This is a genomic window from Actinoplanes sp. NBRC 101535, from assembly GCF_030269225.1.
GTDB classification, from domain to species: domain Bacteria; phylum Actinomycetota; class Actinomycetes; order Mycobacteriales; family Micromonosporaceae; genus Actinoplanes; species Actinoplanes rectilineatus.
In genome coordinates this window covers 267,300-285,005 of record NZ_BSSY01000010.1, presented here as the reverse complement: position 1 = coordinate 285,005, position 17,706 = coordinate 267,300, and the positions used below count along the sequence as shown (strand labels likewise).

The 17,706-nt window shown below is 68.6% G+C and carries 15 protein-coding genes and 1 pseudogene; 12 read left to right on the top strand and 4 right to left on the bottom strand.

Features of this window, described 5'->3' with window-relative positions:
* The first annotated feature begins 108 nt into the window (after window positions 1–108).
* The 12 genes and pseudogenes from leuA to QSK32_RS27435 all read left to right on the top strand — a co-directional run bounded on the left by leuA (window position 109) and on the right by QSK32_RS27435 (window position 12,556).
* Entirely contained in the window at window positions 109–1,839 is a 1,731-nt protein-coding gene (gene leuA, locus QSK32_RS27490; protein ID WP_045744111.1) for a 2-isopropylmalate synthase, read from the top strand.
* 61 nt (window positions 1,840–1,900) lie between these two features.
* Window positions 1,901–2,554, top strand: a complete 654-nt coding sequence (locus QSK32_RS27485) for an HNH endonuclease family protein (RefSeq protein WP_045744112.1) — start codon at window positions 1,901–1,903, stop codon at window positions 2,552–2,554.
* A 43-nt stretch (window positions 2,555–2,597) separates the two neighbouring features.
* Window positions 2,598–2,897, top strand: a pseudogene (locus QSK32_RS27480) (hypothetical protein); the annotation flags it as partial.
* A 73-nt stretch (window positions 2,898–2,970) separates the two neighbouring features.
* Entirely contained in the window at window positions 2,971–3,648 is a 678-nt protein-coding gene (locus tag QSK32_RS27475) for a calcium-binding protein (RefSeq protein WP_052720726.1), read from the top strand.
* 162 nt (window positions 3,649–3,810) lie between these two features.
* Window positions 3,811–4,941, top strand: coding sequence for a calcium-binding protein (locus tag QSK32_RS27470; protein ID WP_285473547.1), 1,131 nt, complete (start codon window positions 3,811–3,813; stop codon window positions 4,939–4,941).
* Window positions 4,941–5,738 carry a calcium-binding protein gene (locus tag QSK32_RS27465; protein WP_285473546.1) on the top strand — a complete coding sequence of 266 codons (798 nt, stop codon included), beginning with the start codon at window positions 4,941–4,943 and terminating at the stop codon, window positions 5,736–5,738. Before QSK32_RS27470 ends, QSK32_RS27465 begins: the two co-directional genes overlap by 1 nt.
* Before the next feature lie 7 nt (window positions 5,739–5,745).
* Window positions 5,746–6,789: a calcium-binding protein gene (locus tag QSK32_RS27460; RefSeq protein WP_285473545.1), complete on the top strand. Its 1,044-nt coding sequence runs from the start codon at window positions 5,746–5,748 to the stop codon at window positions 6,787–6,789.
* A gap of 20 nt (window positions 6,790–6,809) precedes the next feature.
* A complete protein-coding gene (locus tag QSK32_RS27455) occupies window positions 6,810–7,850 on the top strand; it encodes a calcium-binding protein (RefSeq protein ID WP_285473544.1) in 1,041 nt (346 codons plus the stop codon).
* 148 nt (window positions 7,851–7,998) lie between these two features.
* Window positions 7,999–9,033 carry a calcium-binding protein gene (locus QSK32_RS27450; RefSeq protein WP_285473543.1) on the top strand — a complete coding sequence of 345 codons (1,035 nt, stop codon included), beginning with the start codon at window positions 7,999–8,001 and terminating at the stop codon, window positions 9,031–9,033.
* A gap of 32 nt (window positions 9,034–9,065) precedes the next feature.
* Window positions 9,066–10,133 carry a calcium-binding protein gene (locus QSK32_RS27445; RefSeq protein WP_285473542.1) on the top strand — a complete coding sequence of 356 codons (1,068 nt, stop codon included), beginning with the start codon at window positions 9,066–9,068 and terminating at the stop codon, window positions 10,131–10,133.
* Between the two features lie 23 nt (window positions 10,134–10,156).
* Complete coding sequence (locus QSK32_RS27440) at window positions 10,157–11,707, top strand: beta-N-acetylhexosaminidase (RefSeq protein WP_285473541.1); 1,551 nt, start codon at window positions 10,157–10,159, stop codon at window positions 11,705–11,707.
* An 84-nt stretch (window positions 11,708–11,791) separates the two neighbouring features.
* Window positions 11,792–12,556 (top strand): calcium-binding protein, encoded by a 765-nt coding sequence (locus tag QSK32_RS27435; protein WP_052720739.1) that lies wholly within the window; start codon window positions 11,792–11,794, stop codon window positions 12,554–12,556.
* Window positions 12,557–12,733: 177 nt separating this feature from the next.
* Here the strand turns inward: QSK32_RS27435 and QSK32_RS27430 are convergent, their stop codons facing one another.
* From QSK32_RS27430 to QSK32_RS27415, 4 genes are all read right to left on the bottom strand, one after another.
* The gene (locus QSK32_RS27430; RefSeq protein WP_045744114.1) at window positions 12,734–13,774 is read right to left on the bottom strand and encodes an ABC transporter ATP-binding protein; all 1,041 of its coding nucleotides are present in this window, start codon (window positions 13,772–13,774) and stop codon (window positions 12,734–12,736) included.
* The gene (locus tag QSK32_RS27425) at window positions 13,771–14,811 is read right to left on the bottom strand and encodes an ABC transporter ATP-binding protein (protein ID WP_045744115.1); all 1,041 of its coding nucleotides are present in this window, start codon (window positions 14,809–14,811) and stop codon (window positions 13,771–13,773) included. Before QSK32_RS27425 ends, QSK32_RS27430 begins: the two co-directional genes overlap by 4 nt.
* A complete protein-coding gene (locus QSK32_RS27420; RefSeq protein ID WP_045744116.1) occupies window positions 14,811–15,824 on the bottom strand; it encodes an ABC transporter permease in 1,014 nt (337 codons plus the stop codon). Before QSK32_RS27420 ends, QSK32_RS27425 begins: the two co-directional genes overlap by 1 nt.
* A 95-nt stretch (window positions 15,825–15,919) precedes the next feature.
* Window positions 15,920–17,674 carry an ABC transporter substrate-binding protein gene (locus QSK32_RS27415; RefSeq protein WP_045744117.1) on the bottom strand — a complete coding sequence of 585 codons (1,755 nt, stop codon included), beginning with the start codon at window positions 17,672–17,674 and terminating at the stop codon, window positions 15,920–15,922.
* Window positions 17,675–17,706: the final 32 nt, after the last annotated feature.

The following is a 17,706-nucleotide window of genomic DNA, read 5'->3' as shown; positions in this document are numbered from 1 at the left end:
GCGTTCCTTCTCCTTCGCTGCCGCGACGAGGCCTCATCCCAGGCCGGCACCTCGTCGCGGAGTTGATGCACGCCGCCTGCTCGTCTTTTCTTCGACAGGAGCAGTCACATGTCCACCGACAACCCCTTCGCGACTCAGCGCGCCAGCGCCATGCCGTTCCAGCGCTACGAGGCGTACAACAAGCAGTTCGCGGTGCCGCTGACCGACCGGCAGTGGCCGGCGAAGGTCGTCGAGACGGCCCCCCGCTGGTGTGCGGTCGACCTGCGTGACGGCAACCAGGCGCTGATCGACCCGATGTCCCCGGAACGCAAGCGGCGCATGTTCATGCTGCTGGTGAAGATGGGTTACAAGGAGATCGAGGTCGGGTTCCCGGCCGCCAGCCAGACCGACTACGACTTCGTCCGCCAGCTCATCGAGCAGGACCTGATCCCGGACGACGTCACCATCCAGGTCCTGGTGCAGTGCCGCGAGCACCTGATCGACCGGACGTTCGAGTCGATCCGCGGGGCCAAGCGCGCGATCGTGCACTTCTACAACTCGACCTCGACGCTGCAGCGGCGCGTGGTGTTCGGCCTGGACAAGGACGGCATCACCGACATCGCCACCACCGGCGCCCGGCTCTGCCAGAAGTACGCCGAGATCCACACCCCGGACACCGAGATCTTCTACGAGTACTCGCCCGAGTCGTACACCGGCACCGAGCTGGAGTACGCGCTGGAGATCTGCTCCGCGGTCATCGACGTGATCGACCCGACCCCGGCCCGTCCGCTGATCATCAACCTGCCGGCCACGGTCGAGATGGCCACGCCGAACGTCTACGCCGACTCCATCGAGTGGATGCACCGCCACCTGCCGCGCCGGGACAGCGTCATCCTCAGCCTGCACCCGCACAACGACCGCGGCACCGCGGTGGCCGCCGCCGAGCTGGGTCTGCTGGCCGGCGCCGACCGCATCGAGGGCTGCCTGTTCGGCAACGGCGAGCGCACCGGCAACGTCGACCTGGTGACCCTGGGCCTCAACCTGTTCTCCCAGGGCATCGACCCGCAGGTGGACTTCTCCGACATCGACGAGATCAAGCGCACCGTGGAGTACTGCAACCAGCTGCCGGTGCACGAGCGGCACCCGTACGCCGGTGACCTGGTCTACACCGCGTTCTCCGGCTCGCACCAGGACGCGATCAAGAAGGGTTTCGCGGCGCTGCAGGCCGACGCGGACGCCGCCGGCACCCCGATCGAGGCGTTCACCTGGGGCGTGCCGTACCTGCCGATCGACCCCAAGGACGTGGGCCGCACCTACGAGGCGGTCATCCGGGTCAACTCGCAGTCCGGCAAGGGCGGCGTGGCGTACATCATGAAGGAGGAGCACAAGCTGGAGATGCCGCGCCGGCTGCAGATCGAGTTCTCCGGCGTCGTGCAGCACCACACCGACGAGGAGGGCGGCGAGGTCGGCCCGCAGCAGATGTGGGACATCTTCGCCGGCGAATACCTGGTCGAGCACCAGACCCGGACCGCCTTCACCGTCGAGAACTACAGCACGGCCACGGTGGACGGCAAGGTCGAGATCGACGTCGAGGTGTTCCACCGCGGGGTACGCCGTCCGCTGGTCGGTGTCGGCAACGGTCCGATCGCCGCGTTCGTGCAGGCCGTCGAGCCGCTGGGGATCAAGGCGCGGGTGCTCGACTACAACGAGCACGCGATGACCTCGGGCGGCGACGCGCAGGCCGCGGCGTACGTCGAGGTGGAGGTCGGCGACCGCACCGTCTGGGGTGTCGGCATCGACTCCAACATCGTCAGTGCGTCCATCAAAGCGGTGACCAGCGCGGTCAACCGCGCGAGCTGAGCTTCACCCCCTCGCGTGCCGCGATCTGCGGCGCGCGAGGGTCGCACTTACTCTGGGGTACGTGTCCCCTCGCGCAACTCCCTGGTTCCTGTTCGCCACCACCGCCGTTCTGCTGACCGGCTGCGACGTGGTCGTCGCCGACGACCCGGCCGCCTCGCCCGGTTCCGGTTCCACCGGCTCCGTCTCCGCCTCCGAGTCCGCCGCCCAGTTGGAGAAGCTGACCGTGGCCGCGGCCGGCTCGATGAAGGGCTACAGCCGGGAGAAGTTCCCGCACTGGCGGAGCGCCGGCAAGAACTGCGACGTCCGTGACACCGTGCTGGAACGCGACGGTGAGAACGTCAAGCTCGACGGTTGCAACGTCGTCGGCGGCACGTGGAAGAGCTTCTACGACGACAAGGTGCTCGACGAGCCGCTCAAAGCCGACATCGACCACATGGTGCCGCTGGCCAACGCCTGGCGCTCCGGCGCCGACAAGTGGGACAACGACAAGCGCGGCGACTTCGCCAACGACCTGGAGCGGCCGCAGCTGTTCGCGGTGTCGGCCACTTCCAACCGGTCCAAGGGTGACCAGGACCCGTCGACGTGGAAGCCGCCGGCGGAGTCGTCGTGGTGCGTCTACGCCAAGGACTGGATCACCGTGAAGTCCCACTGGGAGCTGACGGTCACGACGGCGGAGAAGGCCACTCTCACCGACATGCTGGAAAACTGCGACTGAGCGGGGATTTTCCTCGTTGTCCTCGGGGTAACCGCCGATGGGGTCCACCATCGGCGGAGGCCTACCGTCACTAAGGAGTCCGATGACCGAGGACACGCAGAGCCGGACCACCGACATCGTCCCCGGACCGGGTGGGGTGATGACGGACGAGGTCGGCGTGGTGACCGGCGAGTTGACGTTGCGCAGTGAGCTCGCCGGCGCCGACTACACCCTGCGGGTGCAGTACAAGGAGGCCGAGGAGTGGTACGTCGTGACCGGCGGCAAGGCCACCCTGTCCGACCCGGCCGATCTGGACGCCGTGCACGGACTGGCGGTCGGCCTGCTGAACCGGCCGGAAGGCTAACCCTCCCTTTACGCCGGCGTCCATAGGATCCCCCTGTCGCGGACACGCGGCATTCACGGGGAGGACCACCACCATGAAGCGCATCAACTGGCTGCCCGCGCTCGGAGCGGCTGCCGCCGGCACGCTCGCCCTCGCGGCGTTCGCGGCGCCCGCACAGGCCGCCACCACCGGTAAGGCCCACATGCCTCAGGACGGCTGGGTCAACTACATCGCCGCCTGGGGCCAGAAGAACAACGTCGTCGTCACCCGGTCCGGCAACACGATCATCATCGACGACGTGGTGAAGATCCGGGCCGGTAAGGGCTGCGTCGCGGTCAAGGGCGACAAGACCAAGGTCAAGTGCAAGTCCAAGGGTGAGCCCACGAAGATCCGGGTGCACCTGCGCGACAAGAACGACAAGCTGGTCAACAAGACCGACGTCGGCAGCCGGATCGACGCCGGCAACGGCAACGACCACATCACCCTGGGCGGGGGCGACGACGCCGTCTGGGCCGGGCACGGTTCGGACACCGTCTACGCCGGCGGCGGGAACGACACGATCTACGGCGACGGCTTCAACGCCGGCGAGAACCGGGGCGGCAAGCCCGGCAACGACGTCCTCAACGGCGGGGCGGGCGACGACCAGATCCACGGTGACGGCGGCAACGACAAGATCCGTGGCAACGCCGGGCGGGACAGCCTGGACGGCGGCGAGGGCAAGGACGACTGCGCACCGTCCAAGGCGGACACCGCCGCCCTCTGCGAGGCCTGATTCATCGAGCGCCACCAGGGCTGCCGACCGTTTCGTCCGGTCGGCAGCCTCATCATTCGCGTGAAGTTCAGATCCCTAACACTGATTTGACACCCGTACGCATAGCGTCCGGCCCATCGAGGTCGGGCATCGGTGTCCGGCTATCCGCCTTCGGGGGAATCAATGGCACGGTCACCATGGCTCGGGCGAGCCGGGATCACCCTGCTCGTCACCGCATCGGCCGGTGTTCTGACGGCCGCCCCGGCGCAGGCCGCTTCCACCGGCACTGCGACGTCGACCAGCACGGGTGTCACCTTCAAGGCCGCCTCCGGCAAGGTCAACAAGGTCACCCTCAGCATCTCCGGAAAGACGGTCACCATCGATGACCGCGTCGCCCTCAAAGCCGGAAAAGGCTGCAAACAAGTCAAGGGCGACAAAACCCGAGTCACCTGTACGCTCCTGAGCACCGCCTACCAGCCGATCCGGGTCCACCTCGGCGACCGGGACGACACGGTCGTCAACAAGTCCGGTGCCGGCATGTTCGCGTACGGCGGCTCCGGCAAGGACACCCTGACCGGCGGCACCGGCGGTGACGAGCTCTACGGCGAGTCGGGCGCGGACCGGATCCACGGCGACGGCGAGCACGACTACCTGGACGGCGGCACCGGCAACGACGTGCTGTACGGCGACGGCGGCTGGGACATCCTGTGGGGCGGCGGCGGCGACGACACCCTGTGGGGCGGCGCCGACGACGACCAGATGGCCGGGTCCACCGGCGACGACAGGATGCACGGCGACATCGGGAACGACGACATGTCCGGCGGCTCCGGCGCGGACACTCTCCGGGGCGACTCCGGCGACGACTACCTGAGCCCGGGCACCGGTGCGGACGTCATCCGCGGCGGCTCGGGCACCGACATGGTCTCCTACAGCGGCCACACGAAGCCGGTGACCGTCAACCTGGACGGCAGGAAGAACGACGGCGCCAAGGGCGAGGGCGACACCGTCGCCACCGATGTGGAGAACATCTACGGCGGTGAGGGCGACGACCACCTCACCGGCGACGGCCGGGCCAACCGGATCGTCGGCTGGTGGGGCGACGACGTCATCCGCGGCGGCGCCGGCAACGACGACATCGACGGTGACGTGGGCGCGGACCTGCTCTACGGTCAGGCCGGCGACGACCGGCTCGCCGGCACCGACGGCGAGGCCTGGGGCCAGCCGGACCTGCTGGACGGCGGCGCCGACACCGATTACTGCCACCTGCAGGACAACGACCGGCAGGCCGACTGCGAACAGGTGGTCCAAGGCTGATGGCACGTTCAACTCTGCTCGTCCGGGCCGGAGCGGTCCTGCTGGCCGCCTCCTCGGCCGGTCTCCTGGCCGCCACGCCCGCCCAGGCGGCGTCGGCCGGGAAGGCCCGGGTCGACGGCGCTGTCGTCCGGTTCATCGCGGCACAGGGCCAGACCAACAAGGTCACCTTCACCCGTTCCGGCCGGACCGTCACCATCGACGACCGGGTGCGGATCACGCCGGGCGCCGGCTGCACGGCGGTCAAGGGCGACAGCACCAAGGTCCGGTGCACGCTTCCCACGCTGACCGGTGCGGCGCTGACCGCGCTGCTGCGTGACCGGGACGACACGCTGGTCAACAAGACCGACATCGGCATCGACGGGATCGGCGGGGCGGGCCGGGATCGGCTGACCGGCGGGCCCGGCGACGACTACCTCAACGGCGACACCGGCGCGGACCGGATCGACGGTGGCGGAGGTGCCGACCGGCTGTACGGCGGCAACGGCGACGACCTGATCTACGGGCGGGCCGGTGACGACTTCATCGACGGCGGCCACGGCAACGACACCGCCTGGGGTGGCGCCGGCAACGACCTGCTGCGCGGCACCGGCGACCGGGACCGGCTGCACGGCGGCGCGGGCGCCGACGTGCTCTACGGCCACTCCGGCCGGGACGAGCTGTGGGGCGACGCCGGTGACGACACGATCCACGCCGGTACCGCGATCGACGTCGTCCGCGGCGGCGCCGGACGGGACTCCTGCTTCGTCGAGGCGAAGGACCGCACGACCGGCTGCGAACAGATCACACGTGAGAAGTAACGGGGACATGACACCACGCGTACACACGTCCTGGCTCGTCCGGGCCGGAGCGGTCCTGCTGACCACCGCCGCGGCCGGGCTGCTGACCGGCACGCCCGCCGAGGCCGCCTCCACCGGGTCCGCGAAGACCGACGGCAACGTCGTCACCTTCACCGCGGGCAAGGGCAAGACCAACAAGGTCACCATCACCCGCTCCGGCACGACCTTCACCATCGACGACCGGGTGAAGGTCAAGGCCGGTAAGGGCTGCAAGGCGGTCAAGGGCGACAGCACCAGGGTCAAGTGCAAGGTCAACGCGCTGAACCTCGGCGAGCCGCACGTGGTGAAGCTCGGCGACGGCAACGACACGCTGGTCAACAAGTCCGGCCAGTACCTGAGGGCGTACGGCGGGACGGGCCGGGACAAGCTGACCGGCGGTTCCTCCCGGGACTGGCTGTACGGCGAGTCCGGCAACGACGTGCTGTACGGCCAGGGCGCCGCCGACGAGTTGCACGGCGGCACCGGCGCCGACCAGCTGCACGGCGGTACGCACATGGACCTGCTGTACGGCGAGTCCGGCGACGACGTGCTGTGGGGTGGCCGCGACGACGACCAGATGTTCGGCGGCACCGGCGCGGACGAGTTCCACGGCGAATCCGGCCGCTTCGACACGGTCCGCTACGACGACCGGACCGTACCCGTCATCGTCTCGATCGGTGGCCGTAAGGGCGACGACGGCGCGAAGGGCGAGCACGACACCGTCCACACCGACGTGGAGGACATCCGCGGCGGCACGGGCGACGACCGGCTGACCGGCGGCACCGCGTCCGACCACCTTTACGGCGGGGACGGCGACGACATCATCCGCGGTGGTGACAACGACGACGGCCTGATCGGTGGCCCCGGCCGGGACAGGATCTACGGCGAGGCCGGCAACGACCAGCTCCTGGGCTTCGATGCCGGGAACTCGAGGGATCCGGACCTGCTGGACGGAGGCGTCGGGGGCGACTACTGCGCGTTCCAGGAGACGGTCGACACGGTCGTGAACTGCGAATACGCAGATCCCTACTGAGCATTCGGAAAGAACGACACATGACACCGCGCGTACGCACCTCCTGGCTCGTCCGGGCCGGAGCGATCCTGCTGGCCACGACCGCGGCCGGGCTGCTGGCCGGCACTCCCGCGAAGGCCGCCTCCACCGGGTCCGTGAAGTCCGTCGGCAACGTCGTCACCTTCACCGCGGGCAAGGGCCAGACCAACGGGGTCACCATCACCCGTTCCGGCACGACCATCACCGTCGACGACCGGGTGAAGGTCAAGGCCGGTAAGGGCTGCACGGCGGTCAAGGGCGACAGCACGAAGGCCAAGTGCAGGATCACCAAGTCGGGCCGCGACCCGGACCTGATCGTCCACCTGGGCGACCGCAGCGACACCCTGGTCAACAAGACCGACATCTCCATGACCGCGTACGGCGGTTCCGGCAAGGACAAGCTGACCGGCGGGTCCACCACCGACCGGCTGCACGGGCAGGGCGGCGCGGACCGGCTGTTCGGCAAGAGCGGCGACGACTGGCTGTACGGCGGCACCGGAAACGACGAACTGCATGGCGGCAGCATGGAGGACATCCTGATGGCCGGGCCGGGCAACGACACGTTGTGGGGCGACGGCCACAAGGACATGTTGGACGGCGGGACCGGCGCGGACGAGATCCACGGCGGCACCGGCGCCGACACCGTCCGGTACTGGGGCCGGACGGCCGCGGTCTCCGTCTCCCTCGACGGCAGGAAGCGTGACGACGGCCAGGCCGGCGAGCACGACACCGTGCACCGCGACGTCGAGAACGTCGTCGGCGGTGACGGCGACGACCGGATCACCGGCGACAGCGGGAACAACCACATCCAGTCCGGGGCCGGTGACGACGTCATCCACGCCGGGGCGGGCGACGACTACATCAACGGCGGTGACGGCGAGGACCGGATGTACGGCGAGGCCGGTGACGACAGTCTCTACGCCGCGGACGGCGACCTCAAGGGGAAGCCCGACCTGGTCGACGGCGGCACCGGGCGCGACGACTGCTACTTCAAGCCCACCGTGGACACCGTGGTGAGCTGCGAGATCGAGTATCACTACTGACCGGCAACGCCGCGGACAACATCATCGCAGGTAACGGGGGCGATGATGTGGTCCGCGGCGGAGCCGGCGACACCTGCTATGCGGTGGGCGACGACAGCGCGGTGAACTGCGAGCTGGTCGAGCAGTCCGCACGAATCGGATAGGAAATATGACACTCTCACCATGGTTCCGGCGGACCGGGGCGGTCCTGCTCACCACGGCTGCGGCCGGGGTGCTGCTGGCCACGCCCGCCGAGGCCGCCTCCACCGGGTCCGCGAAGTCCAACGGCACGGTCGTCACCTTCACGGCAGGCAAGGGCAAGACCGACAAGGTGGTCATCACCCTCTCCGGCAAGACCTTCACCATCGACGACCGGGTGAAGATCAAGGCCGGCAAGGGGTGCAAGGCCGTCAAGGGCGACAGCACCAAGGTCAAATGCAAGATCACCGGGTACGCGGACGAGGCGTCCCTCGTCGTCGACCTCGGCGACGGCAACGACTCCGTGAACAACAAGACCCACACCGAGATGACCGCCCACGGCGGCACCGGCAAGGACAAGCTGTACGGCGGCACCAACGAGGACAAGCTGTACGGCGACTCCGGCGCGGACCAGCTCTACGGCCGGGGCGACGAGGACCAGCTGTACGGCGGGTCGGGCAACGACCTGCTGTACGGCGGGGGACACACCGACTTCCTGCACGGCGGCACCGGCAACGACCAGCTGTGGGGCGGCGGCAGCTGGGACACGATGAACGGTGGGCCAGGCGCGGACGAGTTCCACGGCGGGACCGGCACCTACGACGGCGTCTCCTACAGCGAGCGGACCAAGGCGGTCTACGCCGACAACGACGGCCGGAAGCGTGACGACGGCGAGGCCGGCGAGCACGACACCATCTTCCCCGACGTCGAGCGCATCATGGGCGGAGCGGGCCCCGACCGGCTGACCGGCGGTCCCGGGAACGACTATCTCGACGGCAACGGCGGCGACGACGTCCTCCGTGGCGGCGCCGGCAACGACCACCTGTTCGGCGGGGGCGGCGAGGACGAGATGTACGGCGATGCCGGCATCGACGAACTGCTCGCCACCGACTCGACGGTCGAGGGTGAGCCGGACCTGCTGAACGGCGGCGCCGACAACGACAACTGCCTGTACCAGCCCAAGCTCGACACCCTGGTGGACTGCGAGTGGCTGTACGAGTACTGATCAGGTCATTTCTCATCGGGGAGAGGAGAACCATGTCGTTGTCACCCTGGTTCGCACGGACCGGAATCACCCTGCTCGCCACCGCGTCGGTCGGCGCCCTGTCGGTCGCACCCGCACAGGCGGCGTCGACCGGCACGGCCAAGAGCAACGGCGTCACCGTCTCTTTCACCGCCGGTGCCGGTAAGGCCAACAAGGTGGTCATCACGCGGTCCGGCAGCACGGTCACCATCGACGACCGCGTGAGGATCAAGCCGGGCAAGGACTGCAAGGCGGTCAAGGGCGACAGCACCAAGGTCAAGTGCAAGATCAAGGTGTCCGAGTTCAACCGTCTGATGGTCAAGCTCGGGGACCGCGACGACTCGGTGGTCAACGACACCGCCATCCCGATGACCGCCCTCGGCGGCACCGGCAAGGACCGGCTGATCGGCGGCTCGAACGCCGACTGGTTCCTCGGCGACTCCGGCCGCGACTACCTCGACGGCCGCGGCGGCTCCGACAACCTTGCCGGGAACACCGGCGACGACGAGATCCACGGGGGTGCCGGCAACGACTCCCTGGACGGCGACTCCGGCGCGGACAGGCTGTACGGCGAGGCCGGCAACGACTCGGTCCAGGGTGGCACCGGCAAGGACAGGCTGTGGGGCGGTGCCGGTGACGACAACCTGGACGGGGCCACCGGAGCCGACCTGATCAACGGTGGTGCCGGCCGGGACACGGTGAACTACCTGGGACGCACCAAGCCGGTCACCGTCGACCTGGACGGGCAGACCGGGGACGACGGCGAGGCCGGCGAGAAGGACACCGTCGGCGCCGACGTGGAGGACATCCTCGGCGGCAGCGGCGCGGACCGTCTCACCGGCAACGCCGCGAACAACCGCATCCAGGGCTGGTACGGCGACGACGTGATCCGCGGCGGCGGCGGCAACGACGTCCTGCTGGGTGAGAACGGCCGGGACCGGATCTACGGCGACGCCGGCGACGACCAGCTCGACGGCACCACGGTCCACGGCGCGGATGTTCCGGACACGCTGGACGGCGGCGCCGGCCAGGACACCTGCGTCGTCCGGCCCGAGGACACCCAGGGGAACTGCGAGCGTTGATGCCGGTGGCTACGGTCGGCCGGGTGCGTCTGACCCGTCTGGCCGTAGCCACCGTCCTGACCCTCCCGCTGGGCGTCACCACCGCGTCCGCGGGCCCGGGGCCGGACCCGCTGCCGATCTCGGTGACCACGGTGCTTCCCGCTCCGGCTCTGGCGCTGCCGGATCCACGGGAGGCGTTCCCGCTGGTACCCGACACCGTGATCGTCGCGTCCGGTCCGGCCGCCACGGTGGCCGGGCAGCTCGCCACGGCGTTCCGCCCGGCCACCGGGTTCGCCCTGCCGGTGGTCCCGGACGCTCAGCCGGGAGCGATCACGGTGCGGCTCACCGGGGGTGACAGCGCCGAGGGCTACCGGCTGGACATCGGTGACGACGGTGTCGAGCTGAGCGCCGATCGAGCAGCCGGGCTGTTCTACGGGGTCCAGACACTGCGGCAACTGCTCCCGCCGGAGATCGACGCGGCGACACCCCAGGACCGGGACTGGGTGATCCCGGGCGGCCACATCGTCGACGCCCCGCGGTTCGCGTATCGGGGCGCGATGCTCGACCTGGCCCGGCACTTCCACACGCCGGACGAGATCCGCCGGTACATCGACCAGATCAGCCGCTTCAAGGTCAACCACCTGCACCTGCACCTGGCCGACGACCAGGGCTGGCGGATTCAGATCGACAGCCGGCCCCGGCTCACGGCGGTCGGCGGCGCACCGGGTACCGGCGTCCGCGGGATCGGCGGCGGCTACCTGACCAAGGACGACTACCGGACCCTGGTCGCGTACGCCGCCGACCGCCACGTGACCATCGTCCCGGAGATCGACATGCCGGGGCACGTCAACGCGGCGCAGGTGGCGTACCCCGAACTGACCTGCGACGGGGTGGCGCCCCGCCCCCGCACCGACATCCGGGTCGGCTACAGCTCACTCTGCATCGGCACCGACGCCACCCGCCGGTTCGTCACCGACGTGGTCCGCGAACTGGCCGCGATGACACCGGGGCCCTACCTGCACATCGGCGGCGACGAGGCACACTCCACCGCGCACGCCGACTACCTGGCCTTCGAGGAGTGGCTGCTGCCGCTGGTCGCCGAGTACGGCAAGATCCCGTTCGGCTGGCAGGAGATCGCCCAGACCCCGGCGGCACGTGACGCGGTCGTCCAGTACTGGAACCACGAGGGTGATCCCGGGCCGACCGTCGCGTCCGGGGCGCAGGTGGTGCTCTCCCCCGCCGACAAGACCTACCTCGACATGCAGTACGACCTGCTCACCCCGGGTGGACTGCACTGGGCCGGCACGATCGAGGTCGACGAGGCGTACGACTGGGATCCGGCGGGACTGCTTCACGGCGTACCCGAGGACCGGGTCTTGGGGGTTGAGGCCCCGCTCTGGTCGGAGACCCTGACCGATCTGGCCGACATCGAGTTCCAGGCGTTCCCGCGGCTGCCGGCGATCGCCGAGCTGGGTTGGTCACCGCGGGCGACGCACGACTGGGAGTCGTTCCGGGCCCGTCTCGGCGCCTACGGACCGCGCTGGAAACAGCAGAACGTGCGCTTCTACGAATCTCCCCAGATTCATTGGTCGTGACGATTCGGCTTCACACCGACTTCACGGATCGCGTTCTAATTTGGACGAACGACCACGGGGAATCGAACACGGGGGAAACAAGAAATGTCTGAGACAAGTGCGCGCTGGACGTCCCGCATCGGCCTGACCGTTCTCGCCACCGCGGCGCTCGGGATGTTCGCGGTTCCGGCCCAGGCCGCGTCGGCCGGAGTCGTCCAGATCGGCTGGGACCCGAACGTTCAGGACGTCGCGGTCGTCCAGTACAAGGCTGCCAAGGGCAAGGCCAACACCGTCGTGATCAGCTTGAGCGGCCGGAACATCGTCGTCGACGACAAGCACCCGATCAAGGCGGGCAAGGGCTGCACGGCGGTCAAGGGCGACAAGACCAAGGTCACGTGCGGCGCCGGCGAGTACCTCCAGAAGGTCCAGGTCCACACCTACGACCGCAACGACAGGATCACCAACAACACCCGCCTGGCGCTGGTCGCCCACGGCGGCGCCGGAAACGACACGATCACCGGCGGGAGCAGCGCGGACTCCCTGTACGGCGGGGCCGGCAAGGACACGATCCACGGCCGGGGCGGCGCCGACTACGTGGTCGGCGACTCCGGTGACGACAAGCTCTACGGTGACGCCGGCAACGACGAACTGTACGGCGACACGGGCAGCGACACGCTCCACGGCGGCGCCGGCACCGACGCGCTGAGCGGCGACCAGGGCAAGGACAAGCTCTACGGCGGCGCCGGCAACGACTACCTGACCGGTGAGGACTGGAAGGGCGCCAAGACCAGGGACCTGCTCGCCGGTGACGCCGGCAGCGACTGGTGTCACGCCGACGCCAAGGACGTCAAGCGCAGCTGCGAGAGCTGAGATCCGACAGGGAACAGCGAGCTGACGCGAAATTCACCCGGCGTCATCCCATGCGGACCCGGAACCATGGAAATCAATTCTCACAGGGCAGAGGAAATGTCCGCAACGACGTCGAGCGGAACTGCGAGCGCTGATCAGTAATGGAAAACGGGGGCCGCTGATGCGGCCCCCGTTTCGTCATGCCTTCGTTGCCACCGGCCGCCGACCGGCCACCGCCTCGTCGTCGACCACCGGGAAGTGGCAGGCGGTCAGGTGCGAGGACGGGTCGTCAAGGCGCTGCGTCAGCGGCGGCTCCTCGGTCGCGCAGATGTCCTGTGCCTTCCAGCAGCGGGTCCGGAACCGGCAACCGGACGGCGGGTTGATCGGGCTCGGCACGTCGCCGGTGAGCAGCACCCGCTCCCGCTGCGCCTTGTCCCGCCGGCGCGGGTCGGGCACCGGCACCGCCGACATCAGGGCGACGGTGTACGGGTGCCGCGGGTTGTTGTACAGGTCGTCCCGGTCGGCGATCTCCACGACCTTGCCCAGGTACATCACGGCGACCCGGTCGGAGATGTGCTTGACCACCGACAGGTCGTGCGCGATGAACACGTACGTCAGGTCGAACTCGTTCTGCAGGTCTTCCAGCAGGTTGACGACCTGCGCCTGGATCGACACGTCGAGGGCCGAGACCGGCTCGTCGGCGACGATCATCTTCGGGCGCAGGGCGAGGGTCCGCGCGATGCCGATGCGCTGACGCTGACCGCCGGAGAACTCGTGCGGGTATCGGTTGTAGTGCTCCGGGTTCAGGCCCACCAGCTTCAGCAGGTCCTGGACGGCCCGCTTGATGCCGTGCTCGGTCTTGACGTTCTGGATCCGGAGCGGCGCACCGACGATCGTGCCGACGGTGTGCCGCGGGTTCAGCGACGAGAACGGGTCCTGGAAGATCATCTGCATGTCCCGGCGGAGCGGGCGCAGTTTCCCCTGGCTCAGGTGCGCGATGTCGCGACCCTCGAACTCGATCGACCCGCCGGTCGGTTCCAGCAGACGGGTCAGCAGACGGCCGGTGGTGGACTTGCCACAACCGGACTCGCCGACCAGGCCGAGGGTCTCCCCCTTGTAGACGCTGAAGTCGACGCCGTCGACCGCGCGCACCGCTCCGACCTTGCGGCGCAGCAGGCCCTTGGTGATCGGGAAGTGCTTCTCCAGACCTTTGACGGAGAGCAACGCTTCCTTACTCATGGGGCCTCCAACTTCGGTTTGACCTCTTCCGCCCAGATGCGCTGCCGCTCCTCGGTGGGCAGGTGGCATCGGACCAGGTGGTTACTGCCGCCGGCACGGGCCAGCTCGGGCACGACGGTGGCGCCGAGGCCGCCGGTGCGGTCCTCGAAGGCGCAGCGCGGGCTGAACGAGCAGCCCTGCGGCAGGTTGATCAGCGAGGGCGGGGAGCCGGGGATCGGCACGAGCCGCTCCTGGGTGGCGCGGTCCATCCGGGGCATCGATCCGAGCAGACCCCAGGTGTACGGGTGCTCCGGCTGATCGAAGATCGTGGTGGCGGACGCGTACTCGATGCACCGCCCGCCGTACATGACCAGCACCTCGTCGGCGAGTTCCGCCACCACACCGAGGTCGTGGGTGATCACGATCAGCGCGGAGTTGAACTCGGCCTGCAGGTCGTGCATCAGGTCCATGATCTGGGCCTGCACGGTGACGTCCAGTGCGGTGGTCGGTTCGTCCGCGATCAGCAGCTGCGGGTCGTTGACCAGAGCCATCGCGATCATGGCGCGCTGCCGCATGCCGCCGGAGAACTGGTGCGGGTAGTCGTCGACCCGGCGATCCGGCTGCGGGATGCCGACGCGTCCCAACATGTCGACCGCGTGCTTGCGGGCGACCTTCTTCGAGACGTTGTGGTGCACCCGGTACGCCTCGACGATCTGGGCGCCGACCGTGTAGTACGGGTGCATCGCGGAGAGCGGGTCCTGGAAGATCATCGCCAGCTTGTTGCCGCGCAGCTTCCGGACCGTCTCCCGGTCGGCCGAGACGATCTCGTCGCCGTCCAGCCAGATCTCGCCGGAGATCTGCGAGTTCCGGTGGTTGTAGATGCCCATGATGCCGAGGCTGGTCACCGACTTGCCGGAGCCGGACTCGCCGACGATGCCGAGGGTCTTGCCGCGCTCGAGCTTGAAGTTCAGCCCGTCGACGCTGCGCACCACGCCGTCGTCGGTCGGGAAGTGAATCTTGAGGTCCTTGACCTCGAGGAAAGCCTGCCCTTCCGGCATCAGCCCAGCCTCACTCTCGGGTCGACGACCGCGTAGAACAGGTCCACGATCAGGTTGGCGACGACGACGAAGAACGCCGCCATCAGGGTCACGCCGAGCACTTTCGGCAGGTCGTTGTTGGTGATCGCGTCGACCGCGTACTTGCCGAGGCCGGGCAGCGAGAACACCTGCTCGGTGAGGACCGCGCCGCCGAGCAGCAGACCGAAGTCCAGACCGAAGATGGTCAGGATCGGCGTGAGTGCGGCGCGCAGACCGTGCTTGACGGTGACGTCCCTCTCCCGCAGGCCCTTGGCCCGGGCGGTACGGATGTAGTCCTCACCCATCGTCTCCAGCATGCCGGCACGGGTCAGTCGCGCGTACTGGGCGGAGAACTGCAGGGCGAGCACGATCCACGGCAGCAGCAGGGCGTAGAACCACTCGCCGGGATTCTCCAGGAACGGCGTGTACGTGCCGCCGGGGGCGGTCCAGCCGAGCGTGTAGCTGAACAGCAGCAGGCCGATCATGCCGGTGAAGAAGATCGGCAGCGAGACGCCGGCCAGCGAGAAGGTCATCGCGGCGCGGTCCAGGAACGAGCCCCGGCGCAGCGCGGACAGCGTGCCGATGGAGAGGCCGAGCAGCATCCAGAGGATGGCGGCGCCGATCGCCAGCGACAGGGTCACCGGCAGCCGGTCGATCAGCTCGGGCCAGACGGCGTTGTGCGTGATGAACGAGTATCCGAAGCACGGCGCGGCGCAGTGCTCGACGGAGGCGCCCAGGTCGTAGTCGGCGCCCACGAAGATCGCCTTGACCCAGCTGCCGTACTGCACCCAGATCGGGTCGTAGAAACCGAGCTTCTCGGCGATGAGGTGGACCGTCTCCGGCGTGGCGGCACGGCCCACGTAGCGGGTCGCCAGGGTCTCCGGCGTACCGCCCAACAGGCGCGGAACCATGTAGAAAATCGAGAATGTAGCGGCGCTGATGATGAAGAGCAGCACGACTGCCGCAAAAAGACGCCTGATGATGTACGTGATCACAGAGTCCGGCTGGGACGGCCGGCCCGGGTCGCCCCGGACCGGCCGCCTGCTGCCTTCACCTACCTATCGAAGGTGGTCGTGAAAGGGTGGAAAAACTACGCGACACCGAGCGAGAGGTAGTCGTACATGCTGAACGCCTCGCTGACGAACACGTTGGAGAGGCGCTTCGGGCGGATGATCAGGCTCTTCGCCACGATGCCCGGGAAGATCACCGCTTCCTCCATGACCCGCTTGTCGATCGCGGCCCAGGCGGCCTCACGCTTGGCGGCGTCGGTCTCGGCGATCGCGGCGTCGAGCATGGTGTCGACCTCGGGGATCCGCACGCTGGTGTTGGACGAGCCACCGGTCTCCCGGATGACCCGGCTGTCCACGATCTGCGAGAGGAAGCCGAAACCGTCGTTCCAGTCCGCGCCCCAGCCGTTGACGACCAGGCCGAGGTTGTTGCTCTTCACGTAGCCCGGGTTGCCGGCGTACTGCGAGAAGTAGTCACCCTGCGGGAACGGCTTCAGCGTGAGCTGGATGCCGACCTTGCCCAGCGACTGCTGCAGCGACTCGGCGGCCGCCTTCTCCTTCGGGCGCTCGGCCCGGTAGGAGATGTTGGTGGCGAAGCCGTTCGGCTGGCCACAGGCGGTCAGCGCCTCCTTGGCCTTGGCCGCGTCACCGGTGTTGTCGGCGCCGGCCGAGTACAGGTCGACCTTCGCGGCACCCGGGATCTGCGGGGGCAGGACCGAGGTGGCGATCTCGCCGCCGGCCAGCGGGCCGCCGTAAGCGGTCTGGTAGCCGACGCGGTCCGCGGCGTACTCGACGGCCTTGCGGCAGTCGATGTTGTCGAACGGCGCCACGGTCGGGTTGATCGACGTGTACCAGAGGCGGGCCAGCGTCGGGTTGTCCGTCTGAGCCTTCAGGGCCGGGTCGCCGACCACGCGGCCGAGGGCGGCCGGCTGCACACCGGTACCGGTGATGTCGATGTCCAGGTCGCCCGAGAGCAGCCGGTTGTCGATGTCGTCGGCGTTGACGTTCAGCTGGACCTCGTACGCGTCCGGCAGCGCCTTGCGGAACGGGTCGGTCGCCTGGTCCCACTGGTCGTTACGGACCAGCTTGAAGTCCTTGCCGAGGTTGTTCGTCTCGAACTTGTAGGGGCCCGTGGAGATCACGTGCTCCTTGTACTTCGCGCCGGTGTCCTTGGCCTCCGGAACCGGGGCCGTCTGCGGGAGCGCCGCGATGTAGTCGAAACCACCGAACGCCGACTTCAGGTGGAAGACGATCGTCTGGTCGTCCGGCGTGGTGATCGCCGAATCGGTGTTGACGCCCTTGGACTTGTACGGGCCCTTGTAGCCCTCCGGCAGGTTGAGGAAGCCCTCGAAGTACGCCGGTCCGCTCGGGAACGTCTCCTTGTCCGTGGAGCGGAGCACCGCGTACTTCACGTCCTTCGACGTGACCTCGGTGCCGTCCTCGAACTTGACGCCCTTGCGGATCTTGTACGTCCAGGTCTTGCCGCCGTCGCTCGGCGTACCCATGCCCTCGGCCAGGTCGGGGGTCAGCTCGTTGCCCTCGGGACCCGGAACCGGGTTGAAGGTGAGCAGGCCACGGGCGTACAGGCGGAGGAAGTTCCACGAGTAGCCGTAGTAGGTCTCGCCCGGGTCGAGGCTGTCCCAGTCGCCGGCGTTCGCCAGCTTGATGGTGCCGCCCTTCTTCTCCGAGGCGTTGAACACCTTGGTCAGAGCGGCGTTGAACTCGGCCTTGGCGCCCGAGCCGCTGCTCGAATCAGAATCGCTCCCACCGCACGCGGCGGCGGAGAGCGTGAGCGCGAGTGCGGCCGTACCGGCCACCAGCGCCCTCGTCTTGCGCATCACTTGAAGCAACCTCCCTGGTGGAACGGTTC

Bases quoted from the DNA above. Each gene is read 5' to 3' on its own strand.
- leuA (WP_045744111.1), top strand. From the start codon at position 109: ATGTCCACCGACAACCCCTTCGCGACTCAGCGCGCCAGCGCCATGCCG.
- QSK32_RS27475 (WP_052720726.1), top strand. From the start codon at position 2,971: ATGAAGCGCATCAACTGGCTGCCCGCGCTCGGAGCGGCTGCCGCCGGC.
- QSK32_RS27470 (WP_285473547.1), top strand. From the start codon at position 3,811: ATGGCACGGTCACCATGGCTCGGGCGAGCCGGGATCACCCTGCTCGTC.
- QSK32_RS27465 (WP_285473546.1), top strand. From the start codon at position 4,941: ATGGCACGTTCAACTCTGCTCGTCCGGGCCGGAGCGGTCCTGCTGGCC.
- QSK32_RS27460 (WP_285473545.1), top strand. From the start codon at position 5,746: ATGACACCACGCGTACACACGTCCTGGCTCGTCCGGGCCGGAGCGGTC.
- QSK32_RS27455 (WP_285473544.1), top strand. From the start codon at position 6,810: ATGACACCGCGCGTACGCACCTCCTGGCTCGTCCGGGCCGGAGCGATC.
- QSK32_RS27450 (WP_285473543.1), top strand. From the start codon at position 7,999: ATGACACTCTCACCATGGTTCCGGCGGACCGGGGCGGTCCTGCTCACC.
- QSK32_RS27445 (WP_285473542.1), top strand. From the start codon at position 9,066: ATGTCGTTGTCACCCTGGTTCGCACGGACCGGAATCACCCTGCTCGCC.
- QSK32_RS27435 (WP_052720739.1), top strand. From the start codon at position 11,792: ATGTCTGAGACAAGTGCGCGCTGGACGTCCCGCATCGGCCTGACCGTT.
- QSK32_RS27430 (WP_045744114.1), bottom strand. From the start codon at position 13,774: ATGAGTAAGGAAGCGTTGCTCTCCGTCAAAGGTCTGGAGAAGCACTTC.
- QSK32_RS27425 (WP_045744115.1), bottom strand. From the start codon at position 14,811: ATGCCGGAAGGGCAGGCTTTCCTCGAGGTCAAGGACCTCAAGATTCAC.
- QSK32_RS27415 (WP_045744117.1), bottom strand. From the start codon at position 17,674: ATGCGCAAGACGAGGGCGCTGGTGGCCGGTACGGCCGCACTCGCGCTC.